Annotated in this window: 15 protein-coding genes; 10 read left to right on the forward strand and 5 right to left on the reverse strand. The window is 56.5% G+C overall.

Translation table 11 applies throughout. The features are described 5' to 3' along the window. Positions 1–53 precede the first annotated feature (53 nt). The 9 genes from rsxA to gstA all read left to right on the forward strand — a co-directional run bounded on the left by rsxA (position 54) and on the right by gstA (position 9,078). Entirely contained in the window at positions 54–635 is a 582-nt protein-coding gene (rsxA, locus tag I6L58_RS02735; RefSeq protein ID WP_006174964.1) for an electron transport complex subunit RsxA, read from the forward strand. Next, a complete protein-coding gene (gene rsxB / locus I6L58_RS02740; protein WP_006174963.1) occupies positions 635–1,213 on the forward strand; it encodes an electron transport complex subunit RsxB in 579 nt (192 codons plus the stop codon). The genes rsxA and rsxB overlap by 1 nt, the downstream gene beginning before the upstream one ends. Continuing rightward, the gene (rsxC, locus tag I6L58_RS02745; protein WP_088207405.1) at positions 1,206–3,242 is read left to right on the forward strand and encodes an electron transport complex subunit RsxC; all 2,037 of its coding nucleotides are present in this window, start codon (positions 1,206–1,208) and stop codon (positions 3,240–3,242) included. Before rsxB ends, rsxC begins: the two co-directional genes overlap by 8 nt. Beyond that, a complete protein-coding gene (rsxD, locus tag I6L58_RS02750) occupies positions 3,243–4,295 on the forward strand; it encodes an electron transport complex subunit RsxD (RefSeq protein ID WP_088207406.1) in 1,053 nt (350 codons plus the stop codon). Between the two features lie 10 nt (positions 4,296–4,305). Continuing rightward, positions 4,306–4,926 (forward strand): electron transport complex subunit RsxG, encoded by a 621-nt coding sequence (rsxG, locus tag I6L58_RS02755; RefSeq protein WP_088207407.1) that lies wholly within the window; start codon positions 4,306–4,308, stop codon positions 4,924–4,926. 2 nt (positions 4,927–4,928) lie between these two features. Then, positions 4,929–5,615: an electron transport complex subunit E gene (locus I6L58_RS02760; RefSeq protein WP_058608927.1), complete on the forward strand. Its 687-nt coding sequence runs from the start codon at positions 4,929–4,931 to the stop codon at positions 5,613–5,615. Next, entirely contained in the window at positions 5,612–6,247 is a 636-nt protein-coding gene (gene nth / locus I6L58_RS02765; RefSeq protein WP_088207408.1) for an endonuclease III, read from the forward strand. The genes I6L58_RS02760 and nth overlap by 4 nt, the downstream gene beginning before the upstream one ends. A gap of 611 nt (positions 6,248–6,858) precedes the next feature. Next, complete coding sequence (dtpA, locus tag I6L58_RS02770) at positions 6,859–8,367, forward strand: dipeptide/tripeptide permease DtpA (RefSeq protein ID WP_088207899.1); 1,509 nt, start codon at positions 6,859–6,861, stop codon at positions 8,365–8,367. Between the two features lie 105 nt (positions 8,368–8,472). Beyond that, positions 8,473–9,078 (forward strand): glutathione transferase GstA, encoded by a 606-nt coding sequence (gene gstA / locus I6L58_RS02775; protein ID WP_006174955.1) that lies wholly within the window; start codon positions 8,473–8,475, stop codon positions 9,076–9,078. Between the two features lie 77 nt (positions 9,079–9,155). Here gstA and pdxY read toward each other — a convergent pair whose 3' ends face one another. The 5 genes from pdxY to anmK form a co-directional block, all read right to left on the reverse strand. Further along, positions 9,156–10,016 (reverse strand): pyridoxal kinase PdxY, encoded by an 861-nt coding sequence (gene pdxY, locus I6L58_RS02780; protein ID WP_088207409.1) that lies wholly within the window; start codon positions 10,014–10,016, stop codon positions 9,156–9,158. A 70-nt stretch (positions 10,017–10,086) separates the two neighbouring features. Further along, positions 10,087–11,361 carry a tyrosine--tRNA ligase gene (gene tyrS / locus I6L58_RS02785; RefSeq protein WP_042319674.1) on the reverse strand — a complete coding sequence of 425 codons (1,275 nt, stop codon included), beginning with the start codon at positions 11,359–11,361 and terminating at the stop codon, positions 10,087–10,089. A gap of 125 nt (positions 11,362–11,486) precedes the next feature. Next, positions 11,487–12,143 (reverse strand): pyridoxamine 5'-phosphate oxidase, encoded by a 657-nt coding sequence (pdxH, locus tag I6L58_RS02790; protein ID WP_006174952.1) that lies wholly within the window; start codon positions 12,141–12,143, stop codon positions 11,487–11,489. A 57-nt stretch (positions 12,144–12,200) separates the two neighbouring features. Next, positions 12,201–12,524, reverse strand: a complete 324-nt coding sequence (mliC, locus tag I6L58_RS02795; protein ID WP_006174951.1) for a C-type lysozyme inhibitor — start codon at positions 12,522–12,524, stop codon at positions 12,201–12,203. Between the two features lie 94 nt (positions 12,525–12,618). Further along, complete coding sequence (gene anmK, locus I6L58_RS02800; protein ID WP_006174950.1) at positions 12,619–13,743, reverse strand: anhydro-N-acetylmuramic acid kinase; 1,125 nt, start codon at positions 13,741–13,743, stop codon at positions 12,619–12,621. Positions 13,744–13,996: 253 nt separating this feature from the next. On the opposite strand from anmK, the gene slyB reads away from it, so the two are divergent. After that, positions 13,997–14,464, forward strand: coding sequence for an outer membrane lipoprotein SlyB (gene slyB / locus I6L58_RS02805; RefSeq protein ID WP_042319672.1), 468 nt, complete (start codon positions 13,997–13,999; stop codon positions 14,462–14,464). Positions 14,465–14,500 lie beyond the last annotated feature (36 nt).

Here is a 14,500-nt window from a genome sequence, read left to right on the forward strand (position 1 = left end):
CGCCCGTTGTGGATTATTCGATAATAGGCGGCTTTTTTATTTCAGGCTAAATAATGACCGATTACTTACTGCTCTTTGTCGGCACTGTGCTGGTTAACAACTTCGTCCTGGTGAAGTTTCTGGGCCTGTGTCCGTTTATGGGGGTGTCCAAAAAACTGGAGACCGCAATGGGTATGGGGCTGGCGACGACCTTCGTCATGACCCTGGCGTCGATTTGTGCCTGGTGGATTGACACCTGGATCCTCATTCCGCTGGGCCTGACCTATCTGCGCACCCTGGCCTTTATTCTGGTCATCGCGGTGGTGGTGCAATTTACCGAAATGGTGGTGCGTAAAACCAGCCCCGCGCTATATCGCCTGCTGGGCATCTTCCTGCCGCTGATCACCACGAACTGCGCGGTGCTCGGCGTGGCGTTGCTGAACATCAACCTCGGTCATAACTTTATGCAATCGGCGCTGTATGGATTCTCTGCCGCGGTCGGTTTCTCCCTGGTGATGGTGTTGTTCGCGTCCATTCGCGAGCGCCTGGCAGCCGCAGATATTCCCGCGCCTTTTCGCGGTAACTCGATTGCGCTGGTCACGGCGGGTTTAATGTCTTTAGCCTTTATGGGCTTCAGTGGTCTGGTGAAGTTGTAATGAACGCTATCTGGATTGCCATCGCCTCAATCAGCGTGCTGGGACTGGTGTTTGGCGTCATTCTGGGGTATGCCTCCCGCCGTTTTGCGGTTGAGGACGACCCGGTTGTCGAAAAAATTGATGAGCTGCTGCCGCAGAGTCAGTGCGGGCAATGCGGCTATCCCGGCTGCCGTCCGTATGCAGAGGCAGTTGGCGTCCAGGGGGAAAAGATTAACCGCTGCGCGCCGGGTGGCGAAGCCGTGATGCTGAAAATCGCTGCCCTGCTTAACGTCGATCCGCAACCGGTGGACGGCGATGTCGACGTGCAGGAGCCGGTGCGCGCGCTGGCGGTGATCGATGAAGCCAACTGCATCGGCTGCACCAAATGTATTCAGGCCTGTCCTGTGGACGCCATTGTCGGTGCCACCCGCGCCATGCACACCGTGGTAGCGGATCTGTGCACCGGCTGTAACCTCTGCGTGGCCCCCTGCCCGACGCAGTGCATAGAATTACGTCCGGTCGAAACGACGACCGAAAACTGGAAGTGGGATCTTCAAACCATTCCGGTTCGCATTATTCCTGTGGAACACCATGCTTAAGTTATTCTCCGCGTTCAGAAAAGAGAAGATTTGGGACTTTGATGGCGGTATCCATCCGCCAGAGATGAAAACCCAGTCTAACGGCACGCCGCTGCGTCAGATCCCGCTGGCGACGCGCTACGTCATGCCGCTGAAACAACATATCGGCGCAGAGGGTGAACTCTGCGTCAAAGAGGGCGATCGCGTCCTGCGCGGCCAGCCGCTGACCTTTGGTCGCGGGCGCATGTTGCCCGTTCACGCCCCGACCTCCGGTACCGTGGTGTCGATTGCTCCGCATACCGTTGCGCATCCTTCTGCCTTGTCTGAGCTGAGCGTAATCATCGACGCTGACGGGGAAGATCGCTGGATCGACCGTGACGGCTGGAGCGACTACCGCGCCCAGAGCCGGGAGGCGCTGATTGAACGTATCCATCAGTTCGGCGTGGCCGGGCTGGGCGGCGCGGGTTTCCCGACGGGGACCAAACTGCGCGGCGGCGGCGACAAAATCGAAACACTCATTATTAACGCCGCAGAGTGTGAACCCTACATTACCGCCGACGATCGTCTGATGCAGGACTGTGCCGCGCAGGTTGTGGAAGGCATTCGCATCCTTGCGCATATTCTGCAGCCACGCGACGTCTTAATTGGCATTGAAGATAACAAACCGCAGGCCATTTCCATGCTGCGGGCGGTGCTGGCGGGAAGCCACGACATCGGCCTTCGCGTTATCCCGACCAAGTATCCTTCTGGCGGGGCAAAGCAGCTCACCCAGATCCTGACCGGCAAACAGGTTCCCCACGGCGGACGTTCATCGGACATCGGCGTGTTGATGCAGAACGTCGGCACGGCCTACGCGGTTAAACGCGCGGTGATTGACGGTGAGCCATTGACCGAACGCGTGGTCACCCTGACCGGTGAATCCGTCTCCCGTCCGGGCAACGTCTGGGCGCGTCTGGGCACACCGGTACGCCATCTGCTTGACCATGCCGGCTTCTGTCCGGGTAGCGATCAGATGGTGATCATGGGCGGCCCGCTGATGGGCTTTACTCTGCCGTGGCTGGACGTCCCGGTGGTCAAAATTACCAACTGCCTACTGGCGCCCTCCTCCACCGAGATGGGCGAGGAGCAGGAAGAAAAAGGCTGCATTCGCTGTAGCGCCTGTGCAGATGCCTGTCCGGCCGATCTGCTGCCGCAGCAGCTGTACTGGTACAGCAAAGGCCAACTGCACGATAAAGCCAAAGCCCACAATCTGGCAGACTGCATTGAGTGCGGTGCCTGCGCCTGGGTCTGCCCGAGCAATATCCCGCTGGTGCAATATTTCCGTCAGGAGAAGGCCGAGATCTACGCCATCTCCATGGAAGACAAACGCGCCGCTGAAGCCAAAGCGCGCTTCGAGGCTCGTCAGGCACGTCTGGAGCGTGAAAAAGCGGCGCGCCAGGAACGCCATAAACAAGCCGCCGTGCAGCCCGCCGAGACGGATCGAGACGCAATCGCCGCCGCGCTGGCCCGCGTGCGGGAGAAAAAAGCTAACGCCGCCGAGACGATAGAAATCCAGGCAGGTGCGAAACCGGATAACAGCGACGCGATTGCCGCCCGTGAAGCGCGTAAAGCCGAAGCCCGCGCGCGTCAGGCTGAAAAAACGAAGCAGGCAGAGCCCGCTGGTGAAATCGACCCGCGTAAAGCCGCGGTTGAGGCCGCCATCGCGCGAGCAAAAGCCCGTGCGCGTCAGGCTGAGAACGTGCAACCGGCAGAACCTGCGGTTGAGGTTGACCCGCGTAAAGCCGCGGTTGAAGCCGCTATTGCACGAGCAAAAGCCCGTAAAGCAGCCCAGTCCAGCGTCGTGATTGAGCCAGAGGCTGTCGATCCGCGTAAGGCGGCGGTTGAAGCGGCTATCGCGCGTGCTAAGGCCCGCAAAGCCGCACAACAGGCCGCACAACAGGAAGAACAGACCGTCGCTGCAAATGACGATCCACGCAAAGCCGCAGTCGCCGCCGCGATTGCCCGTGTTCAGGCGAAGAAAGCCGCACAGCAAGCAGTTAACGAGGATTAAATGGTTTTCAGAATCGCAAGTTCCCCCTATACCCATAACCAGCGCCAGACCTCGCGCATCATGATGCTGGTGTGCCTGGCGGCACTGCCGGGTATCGCCGTCCAGCTGTGGTTTTTCGGCTGGGGAACGCTTATCCAGTTAGCGCTTGGCTGTGCCAGCGCCCTGGCGGCTGAAGGTCTGGTGCTGAAGCTGCGTAAAAAAGAGGTGAGCCGCATTCTGGCCGACAACTCGGCGCTTTTAACCGGCCTGCTGCTTGCGATCAGTATTCCGCCGTTTGCGCCGTGGTGGATGGTGGTGCTGGGCACGGTCTTCGCCGTGATCATTGCTAAACAGCTCTATGGCGGGCTAGGCCATAACCCGTTTAACCCGGCGATGATCGGCTATGTGGTTCTGCTGATCTCCTTCCCGGTGCAGATGACGAGCTGGCTGCCGCCGCAGGAGATCGCGGCCACGGTGCCCGGCTTTATGGATGCCCTGCACGTTATCTTTACCGGACACACCGCGCTCGGCGCGGACATGAACGCGTTGCGCATCGGCGTGGACGGCATTAGCCAGGCGACGCCGCTCGACACCTTCAAAACGTCCCTGCACGCCGGGCACAGCGTGGATCAGATTATGAAGTCCGCCATTTTCAGCGGTATGCTGGCTGGCGCGGGCTGGCAGTGGGTCAACCTTGCGTACCTGCTGGGTGGCCTGTTCCTGCTGCAGCAAAAAGCCATTCGCTGGCATATTCCGGTCAGCTTCCTCGTGACGCTGGCGGTCTGTGCGACCCTGGGCTGGGTGTTCTCTCCTGAGTCGCTGGCAAGCCCGCAGATGCATCTGCTCTCCGGCGCGACCATGCTGGGTGCGTTTTTCATCCTGACCGATCCGGTCACCGCCTCCACCACTAACCGTGGCCGCCTGATCTTCGGCGCGCTGGCCGGGCTGCTGGTCTGGCTGATCCGCAGTTTTGGCGGCTATCCGGATGGTGTCGCCTTCGCCGTGCTGTTAGCCAATATTACCGTTCCACTCATCGACTATTATACGCGTCCGCGCGTGTACGGCCATCGCTAAGGGTTTCGCCATGCTGAAAACAATGCAAAAACACGGCGTTACGCTTGCTGTTTTCGCCGCCGTGCTGACAGGCCTGACCGCGCTGGTCAATACCCTGACCAAAACCACCATTGATGAGCAGTCGACGAAGCAGCAGAAAGCGCTTTTTGACCAGGTGATCCCCTCTGACTTCTATGATAATAACCTGCAGCAAAGCTGCTTCCTGGTGCAGGCTCCGCAGCTCGGCAAAGGGACGCATCACGTCTTTATCGCCCGAAAAGGTGATAAACCGGTGGGCGCGGTGATGGAAGCCACGGCGCCGGACGGTTATTCTGGCGCGATACAGCTGCTGGTCGGTACCGACTTCACGGGCACCGTGCTGGGAACGCGCGTGACGGAACATCACGAAACGCCGGGCCTGGGGGATAAAATCGAAACTCGTCTGAGCGACTGGATATTGCATTTTGCCGGTAAAGTGATTCATGGCGAGAATGACGCAGCCTTTGCGGTGAAAAAAGACGGCGGCGAGTTTGACCAGTTCACGGGCGCGACCATTACCCCCCGCGCCGTGGTCAACGCCGTAAAACGTGCCGGGCTGTACGCGGAAACGCTGCCTGCGCAACTTGACAATCTTCCGGCCTGTGAGGAGTAATCATGAGTCAGGTTAAAGAGGTTATCGTCCAGGGTCTCTGGAAGAACAACTCCGCATTGGTTCAGCTGCTGGGGATGTGCCCGCTGCTGGCGGTGACATCCACTGCGACCAACGCCCTTGGCCTGGGGCTGGCGACCACGCTGGTGCTGACCCTGACCAACCTGTCCATCTCTGCGCTGCGCCGCTGGACGCCCACGGAAATTCGCATTCCGATTTACGTGATGATCATCGCCTCGGTGGTGAGCATTGTGCAGATGCTGATTAACGCCTATGCCTTCGGACTGTATCAGTCCCTGGGGATCTTCATTCCGCTTATCGTTACCAACTGTATCGTTGTGGGCCGCGCAGAAGCCTTTGCCGTGAAAAACACCCCGGCGATGTCTGCCCTGGATGGCTTTGCCATCGGCATGGGCGCGACCGGAGCGATGTTCGTCCTGGGCTCCCTGCGTGAAATTCTGGGCAACGGGACGCTGTTCGACGGTGCGGATGCGCTGCTGGGCGGCTGGGCAAAAGCGCTACGCATTGAGGTCTTCCATACGGATACCCCCTTCCTGCTGGCGATGCTGCCACCGGGTGCTTTTATTGGCCTTGGCATGATGCTGGCGATAAAATACCTGATTGATGAAAAACGTAAACGCCGCGCGGCCGAGCGCAGCGTGCAGGAAGGGATACCCGAGAAGGCTTCATGAATAAAGAGAAACGCATTGCGATCCTGACCCGTCTGCGGAATGAAAACCCTCATCCGACGACGGAGCTTAACTTTACCTCACCCTTTGAGCTGCTGATCGCCGTACTGCTCTCTGCGCAGGCCACCGACGTGAGCGTCAACAAAGCCACGGCCCTGCTCTACCCCGTCGCTAATACGCCTGAAGCCATGCTTGGGCTCGGCGTCGAGGGGGTTAAATCCTATATCAAGACAATCGGGCTGTTTAACAGCAAAGCCGAGAACGTAATTAAAACCTGCCGGATTTTGCTGGAACAGCACGGTGGGGAAGTCCCTGAAGATCGCGCTGCGCTGGAGGCCCTGCCGGGCGTCGGGCGCAAGACGGCTAACGTGGTGCTTAATACCGCGTTTGGCTGGCCTACTATCGCCGTGGATACCCATATTTTCCGCGTCTCAAACCGCACCAACTTCGCGCCCGGTAAGAACGTTGAGCAGGTCGAAGAGAAATTGCTCAAAGTGGTACCGGCAGAATTTAAGGTGGACTGCCACCACTGGTTGATTTTGCATGGGCGCTATACCTGCATTGCCCGTAAGCCCCGCTGCGGCTCGTGCATCATTGAAGATCTTTGCGAATACAAAGAAAAAGTCTACGCCTGACGCGTTCACCGCATTCTTCAGCCATTCAAGACCTTATAAAAGGAAGGCGTACTAATAACCTTCCTCTTGACCGAAATTTGTTCGCCGTTGACCGCAACGTACCGGGCGATCCTTCGGTGATTTAACACTCAAACAGGTTAATTGTTTTTTCATCACCAAAAATTTCTATACATCTGTGATCGGGATCACTCTGATAACGTCATGTTGGATTTTTGTTGTTAAAAGCCCGGCAAACCCTTAGCCAGACAAGATTTAACCACCCCAACACCGCAGATAAGACCAGTCATTTTTCAGAATATGGGCTATATCACTGCCTGAAAGGGCAAATAGCAGAACATATCGCCATACAGCCGATTTCCGGGGCTAAAGGTAGTGAAAAAAACCAACAAAACTCATCGAATGAAATTTAACGCTGAATAACATTTGCCTGACCCGCTGATTATAGGGCTTCAGTTATATGTAACAGAGTATTACAAACGTATTGCCAGAAGGCCGCGGATAGTGAACATTACCCGCCGTTTCCCCTCCCAATATAACTATAAAGCGGATGGACCACGGTCATCACGCTATGAACACCCCCGTTAATATGGGATGTAAAAAAAGAGGTATATGTGTCGACTGCAAACAATAAACCAACTGAAGAAAGCGTGAGCCTGAACGCTTTTAAACAACCTAAAGCGTTCTATCTCATCTTCTCCATTGAGTTATGGGAGCGTTTTGGTTTCTACGGCCTGCAAGGGATCATGGCGGTCTACCTGGTTAAACAACTGGGTATGTCAGAAGCCGATTCCATCACGCTGTTCTCTTCATTCAGCGCACTGGTGTACGGTCTGGTCGCGGTAGGCGGCTGGCTGGGTGATAAAGTGCTTGGCACCAAACGTGTCATCATGCTGGGCGCTATCGTTCTGGCGATTGGCTATGGGCTGGTTGCATGGTCTGGTCATGACGCCGCGGTTGTGTATATGGGTATGGCGACCATCGCCGTGGGTAACGGTTTGTTCAAGGCGAACCCGTCTTCCCTGCTCTCAACCTGCTACAACAAAGATGATCCGCGTCTGGACGGTGCATTCACCATGTACTACATGTCCATCAACATCGGTTCCTTCTTCTCTATGCTGGCAACACCGTGGCTGGCTGCTAAGTTTGGCTGGAGCGTCGCGTTCGCACTGAGCTTCGTGGGTATGCTGATTACCGTGGTGAACTTCCTGTTCTGCCGCAGCTGGGTTAAAAACAACGGTTCCAAACCTGACTTCGAACCTCTGCACATGGGCAAACTGCTGGCGACCATCGTAGGTGTTGTGATCCTCGTGGCGATCGCGACCTGGCTGCTGCATAACCAGACCATCGCTCGCGGCGTTCTGGGATTAGTTGCGCTGGGTATCGTCTGTATCTTCGCGAAAGAAGCCTTCGCCATGCACGGTGCTGCGCGTCGTAAGATGATTGTGGCCTTCATTCTGATGCTGCAGGCGATTATCTTCTTCGTTCTGTACATGCAGATGCCAACCTCTCTGAACTTCTTCGCCATCCGTAACGTTGAGCACGCTATTCTGGGCATCGCGTTTGAGCCGGAGCAGTTCCAGGCGCTGAACCCGTTCTGGATCATGATTGGCTCCCCGATTCTGGCGGCTATCTATAACAAGATGGGCGACCGTCTGCCAATGCCGCACAAGTTTGCCATCGGTATGCTGCTGTGCTCCGGTGCCTTCCTGGTGCTGCCACTGGGTACTAAGTTTGCCACCGACGCGGGTATCGTCTCTGTCAGCTGGCTGATCCTGAGCTACGCGCTGCAGTCTGTCGGTGAGCTGATGATCTCCGGTCTGGGCCTGGCAATGGTTGCACAACTGGTTCCACAGCGTCTGATGGGCTTCATCATGGGTAGCTGGTTCCTGACCACCGCGGGCGCAGCACTGATCGCCGGTAAGATTGCTAACCTGATGGCCGTGCCGGAGAACGTGACCGACCCACTGATGTCCCTGAACGTCTATGGCACCGTGTTCATGCAGATTGGTATCGCCACGGGCGTTATCGCCGTGCTGATGCTGATGACAGCGCCTAAGCTGAATCGTATGACTCAGGACGACGACAACGACGCTAAAGCGAGCAAGACCGCTGCCGTGTAATGTCATCGGGAAACGACTGAATAAAAGCCGCTAATGCATTAGCGGCTTTTTTTTTATCCAATCGCGCACTAACATAGCTGGAACCTCAGCGAAAAGGAGTTACCGATGAAACTGTTCTACAAACCGGGCGCCTGCTCTCTTGCTTCCCATATCACCCTGCGCGAAAGCGGCAAGGATTTCACGCTTGATGGCGTCGACCTGATGAAGAAGCGCCTGGAAAATGGCGATGACTATTTTGCCATTAACCCGAAGGGACAAGTTCCGGCTCTGCTGCTGGATGACGGTACGTTGCTCACCGAGGGCGTGGCGATTATGCAGTTCCTCGCGGACAATGTGCCCGACCGCCAGCTCCTTGCTCCGACCGGCAGCATCGCCCGTTATAAGACGCTGGAGTGGCTGAACTATATCGCTACCGAGCTGCACAAAGGCTTTACTCCGCTGTTCCGCCCGGATACGCCGGAAGAGTACAAACCTACCGTGCGCGCGCTGCTGGAGAAAAAGCTGCAGTACATTAACGACTCGCTGAAAGACGATCAGTGGATTTCCGGCGCCCGTTTCACCATTGCCGATGCGTATCTGTTCACCGTTCTGCGCTGGGCGCGCGCGGTGAAGTTGAATATGGATGGCTTAGACCATGTTGCGGCGTATATGACGCGCGTGGCGGAGCGTCCGGCGGTTGCCGCGGCGCTGAAAGCAGAAGGGTTGAACTGACCGGGCGGTTTGTGTTGCCGGGTGGCGCTCACGCTCACCCGGCCTACAACTTCATGCGCAGCGCCGCCGGGCGATGATTATAAGCGAGTGGCGCTGAAGTAGTGGTCAGGCTTCGCAATACGCTCCTGCGCCGCCACAACCTGTAATTCGTACTCATGCATGTCTTTGGTGGTAATCATAATTTCATACACGGCTGCAGTGACATGCTCAAGCGCATCGCGCAGGGTTGCGCCCTGCAGCAGTTTCACCAGCAGTAAACCGCTGGTCACGTCCCCCACCCCAACCGGCTGACGCACGCCAAAATCGACCAGCGGTCGGCTGATGTGCCAGGCGTCATCCCTTGTCACCAGCAGCATTTCAAAACGGTCCTGGCTTATCCCTGCGCGTGCGAGGTGCTTCACCAGGACAATCTCCGGCCCCTGAGCAATCAGTTCGCGGGACGCACTTACCGCCTCGTCGACGCTATTGACCGGGTGCTCGCAGAGGATCTCCAGTTCGAGCAGGTTTGGGGCGATGATATCACTCGCCGGTAGCGCGTGGCGCACGTGAAACTCCGCCACGCCGGGCGCGACGATGCAGCCTTTCTCAGGATGCCCCATCACCGGATCGCAGAAATACTTTGCTGACGGGTTCGCAGCTTTAACCTGGCGTACGATGCCAAGGATGTGCTCACCCTGCTCTGCGGAGCCAAGATAGCCGCTCAGCACGGCGTCACAGCGCTTGAGCTGGTCGATATCAGCAATGCCCTGCACGATCTCCGTCAAATGGGAGGGCGGCATCACGCAGCCGGTCCATTTGCCGTATTGCGTATGATTAGAAAACTGAACGGTATTAAGGGGCCAGACGTTGGCACCGAGGCGGCGCATGGGGAATTCCGCAGCGCTGTTACCCGCATGTCCAAAAACAACGTGGGACTGAATGGCGAGGATATTCTTCATTTTTTGCTTACCACTACCCTGAACAAACAAAAGGGGCGTGGTTTCCCACGCCCCTGGCGACATTTTTTAATTACTTCCAGCACACCAGACAGTAGTTTTTCTTACCGCGACGCAGCAACGTGTAGCGGCCATACAGACGGTCCCCTTCAACGAAGGTGTATTCCGGGTCGGCCTGTTTTTCGCCGTTGATGGTGATGGCGTTAGAGGCGATGGTTTTACGTGCCTGGCCGCGGGACGGCTGCAGCTCGGAATCCACCAGCGCCTGCATCAGGTCTGCACCTTTTTCCATCTCAACCATCGGCACGCCATCCTGCGCCAGCTGTTCGAAGTCCGCTTCGCTTAAATCGCTCAGGGTGCCGTTGAACAGGCTTGCCGTAATGCGTTTTGCGGCCGCCAGACCTTCTTCGCCATGAACCAGTTTGGTCACTTCGTCCGCCAGCACGTACTGCGCGCGTGGCGCTTTACCGCTGTTTTTGTCTTCTTCTTCAAGCGCATTGATCGCCTCAATATCCATGAAGGTGAAGAATTTCAGGAAACGATACACGTCGGCGTCGGCGGTGTTGATCCAGAACTGATAGAACTTGTACGGGCTGGTTTTCTTCGGATCGAGCCATACCGCGCCGCCTTCGGTTTTACCAAATTTGGTGCCGTCGGCTTTAGTGATCAGCGGTACGGTCAGGCCAAAGACCTGATTCTGATGCAGACGACGGGTCAAATCGATACCGGAGGTGATGTTCCCCCACTGGTCGGAACCGCCAATTTGCAATGCCACGCCGTGCAGTTTGTTCAGGCAGGCAAAGTCATAGCCCTGCAGCAGGTTGTAGGAAAACTCGGTAAAGGAGATGCCCTGATCGTCACGATTCAGACGCTGCTTCACCGCTTCTTTGTTTATCATCTGGTTAACAGAGAAGTGTTTGCCGATGTCGCGCAGGAAGGTCAGCACGTTCATGCCACCAAACCAGTCATAGTTATTCGCGGCAATAGCGGCGTTGTCACCACAGTTGAAGTCGAGGAAAGGGGCAACCTGTTTGCGGATTTTATCCACCCACTCCTGCACCGTGTCTTCAGTGTTCAGTTTACGCTCAGCGGCTTTAAAGCTTGGGTCGCCAATCAGACCGGTCGCGCCGCCCACCAGTGCGACCGGCTTGTGGCCCGCCATCTGGAAGCGTTTCAGGCATAACAAGGGAACAAGATGCCCCAAATGCAAGCTGTCAGCGGTGGGATCGAAGCCGCAATAGAGCGCGATCGGGCCTTGCGCCAGTCGCTCTGCTAACGCTTCTTCGTCCGTCACCTGGGCCACGAGGCCCCGCTCTTGCAATTGTTTAATCAAGTTACTGCTTGCCATCAAATTCTCCATGTATAAACGACTGCACCTTTGCCGGTACACGACTTTTCGCCTGGTGCGAAAGGAACATAGAATAAAGCGCTGGCGCACGTTGCGCTAGCGCTTAAAACAACAAATTTCGGGGTTTAGGGTGCCAGTCTGTCAATTTTCCAGCCGTTGCTCTCGCGCTGGTATAAAAAGCGGTCGTGCAGGCGATGCTCGCCCCCCTGCCAGAATTCCATCTGTTCGATGGGGATGCGGAACCCGCCCCAGAAGCTCGGTAACGGCACTTCGCCCTGCTGGAATTTCTGTTTTAACTCGAGGAATTTGCTTTCAAGCACGCCGCGCGCCGAAATGCGGCTGGACTGCTTAGAGACCCACGCGCCAATCTGGCTGTCGCGCGGACGGCTGTGGAAATACTTCACCACCTCCAGCGTCGAGAGGCGTTCGACTTTACCGGTGACCATGACCTGACGCTCCAGCATGTGCCAGGGGAACAGCAGGCTAATACGGGGATTGCGTTCGAGATGGTGCGCCTTGCGGCTGCCAAGATTGGTATAGAACACCAACCCTTTTTCATCATAATGCTTGAGCAACACGATGCGCTGGTAAGGCTGGCCGTTTTCATCAACCGTGGCAACAACCATGGCCGTGGGGTCAGCGAGCTTAGCCTCGCAGGCCTGTTTCAGCCAGCGCTCAAAAAGCGCCAGCGGTTCAGCGGGAAGATCCTGGCGGCGAAGACCGCCTTTGGTGTATTCACGGCGCAGGTGCGCAATTTGCTGCAGTTCGTCGTTATCTGACATGGCGTTAGCTGAAATAGACTTAGGGTGGCGCTATTGTGCGCCGCCCCTGTGAAAATCTCAACGCTTCGGATTTTCTAACTGGCAATTGTTCAGCACGATACGGTCGCGTTTATAGACCGTGGCGCTGTCACCTTTCGACCAGAAGACATAGATCCCGTCGGTATAGCGAGCGCCAGAGGCCGACATGCCCTGCTTGAGGGTCAGGAGTTTATTGTCATAAATAAAGCTGGCTTCCTGACGCGGGTTGTTCAGCTTCACGGTGAGCGGTTTTTCATCACAGCGATACTCCAGGGTATCGGTCTGCATGCGTTCAACGAACTGGTTATAGGCACTGCATCCTGCAAGTAAAAAAGGCAGAGTAATAAGAAGAAGTTTTTTCATGGCGTGTTCCGTCGACTTTTCTGATCCCGGAGGGCGTTATCACCCTCCGGCTTTTCGTCATATTCTAACGGCTGGCCGCAGCACTGAAATTCAGTTAACTCTGATTATGACGAGGATTTGCGGGGTAAATCGCCCCCAGCACACTGGCTTCACGCGCGCCGGTGACGGACGGTAAATTGCCCGGCAGGCCGGCAACGGTACGCCACGCAAGCCAGGCGAAGGCCAGAGCCTCCATATCATCCCCGCTGATCCCGGCCTCATCCGTGGTCGAGACTTCGGTCCCTGGCAACAACCCGGCGAGACGTGCCATCACCAGCGGGTTACGGCTGCCACCGCCGCACACCAGCAGCCGCTCGCATCCGCCGCTGAGCATGACCTGTTCAGATATCGAGACAGCGGTCAACTCCACCAGCGTGGTCTGGACGTCCTGCGCGGCCAGCGCCGGGAACGGCGCCAGCTGGCGCTCCAGCCAGCCATAGTTGAAATATTCACGGCCGGTGCTTTTAGGCGCAGGAAGCGAAAAATAGGGATCGCTTAACATGGATTGCAGGAGCGGCAGGACAACTTTACCTTCGCTCGCCCACTGCGCGTCCTTGTCGTAGGGTTTGCCGCACTGACGCCAGATCCAGGCATCCATCAGCATATTGCCCGGCCCCGTATCGTACCCGCGTACCGGCTGGCCCGGGATCAGCATCGACAGGTTGGCGATCCCGCCAATGTTGAGCACCATCCGTCGTTCGCTGGGGTGTGCCAGCAGCGCCTGATGGAAAGCTGGAACCAGCGGTGCGCCCTGCCCGCCAAGGGCAATATCCCGTCGACGAAAATCGCCCACAACCGTGACGCCGGTTTTCGCTACGATCTGGTTGTTATCGCCAATTTGCAGGGTATGCGGCGCGTCGCCGGTCGGTTCATGCCACACCGTCTGACCGTGGCAGCCAATCGCCACGATATCCTGCGGCTGCAGGTTTTCCTTGTGCATAAGCGCCAGAACAGCATCCGCGAACAGCGATCCCAGCCGGACATCCAGTTGCCCAAGCTGTGACAACGTCAGCTGCTGGCCCTGACAGATGTTCAGGATGTCCTCTTTCAGCGAGACGGGGATCGGCCAGGTCAGGCTTGCCTGCTGGGCCACCATGTTTTCATCTATCGCGGCCAGAACGACATCAACACCATCAAGACTGGTGCCTGACATCACGCCTATGTATCGACCCGATTTCATGCGCTTTCCTTAGGTTGCGTGGTCTTAGGATAAATACTCAACCACAATCCGGGGGGCTTTTCTATGCGGCGATAATATTTTTTAACAATGTCAGACACGTACCACAGAGATTTTTGTTTATGTCTCGTTAAGCCAATTTCAAGTACACTTTTCTTATTGTGCATACAAAGTTATGAACGTTGGCCTCTTATGCCATATAATTTAGCCATTACGGATGCCCGAACCGGGCGTTGTTGGTGAACAGGAGATTCAAATGATTTTACGTGTACTGGGCGTTTCGCTGATTGGTTTAACACTGGCTGGTTGTGTGAATGACAGTTCACTCTCTGGCGACGTTTATAGCGCGTCTGAAGCTAAACAGGTGCAGAACGTCACCTACGGTACGATTGTCAATGCACGTCCTGTACAGATCCAGGGTGGTGATGACAGCAATGTCGTCGGTGCAATCGGCGGTGCCGTTCTGGGTGGTTTCCTGGGTAACACCATTGGTGGGGGGACCGGTCGTTCACTGGCCACCGCGGCGGGTGCTGTTGCCGGTGGCGTAGCAGGCCAGGGCGTTCAGGGTGCCATGAACAAAACCCAGGGTGTTGAACTGGAAATCCGTAAAGATGACGGTAACACCATCATGGTTGTGCAGAAGCAAGGCAGCACCCGCTTCTCTGCAGGCCAGCGCGTCGTGATTGCCAGCAACGGCAGCCAGGTGACCGTTTCTCCACGTTAATTTAATAAAGGATACGGTCTACAGGCCGTATCCTTT

Source organism: Enterobacter cancerogenus, assembly GCF_019047785.1.
GTDB classification, from domain to species: Bacteria; Pseudomonadota; Gammaproteobacteria; order Enterobacterales; family Enterobacteriaceae; genus Enterobacter; species Enterobacter cancerogenus.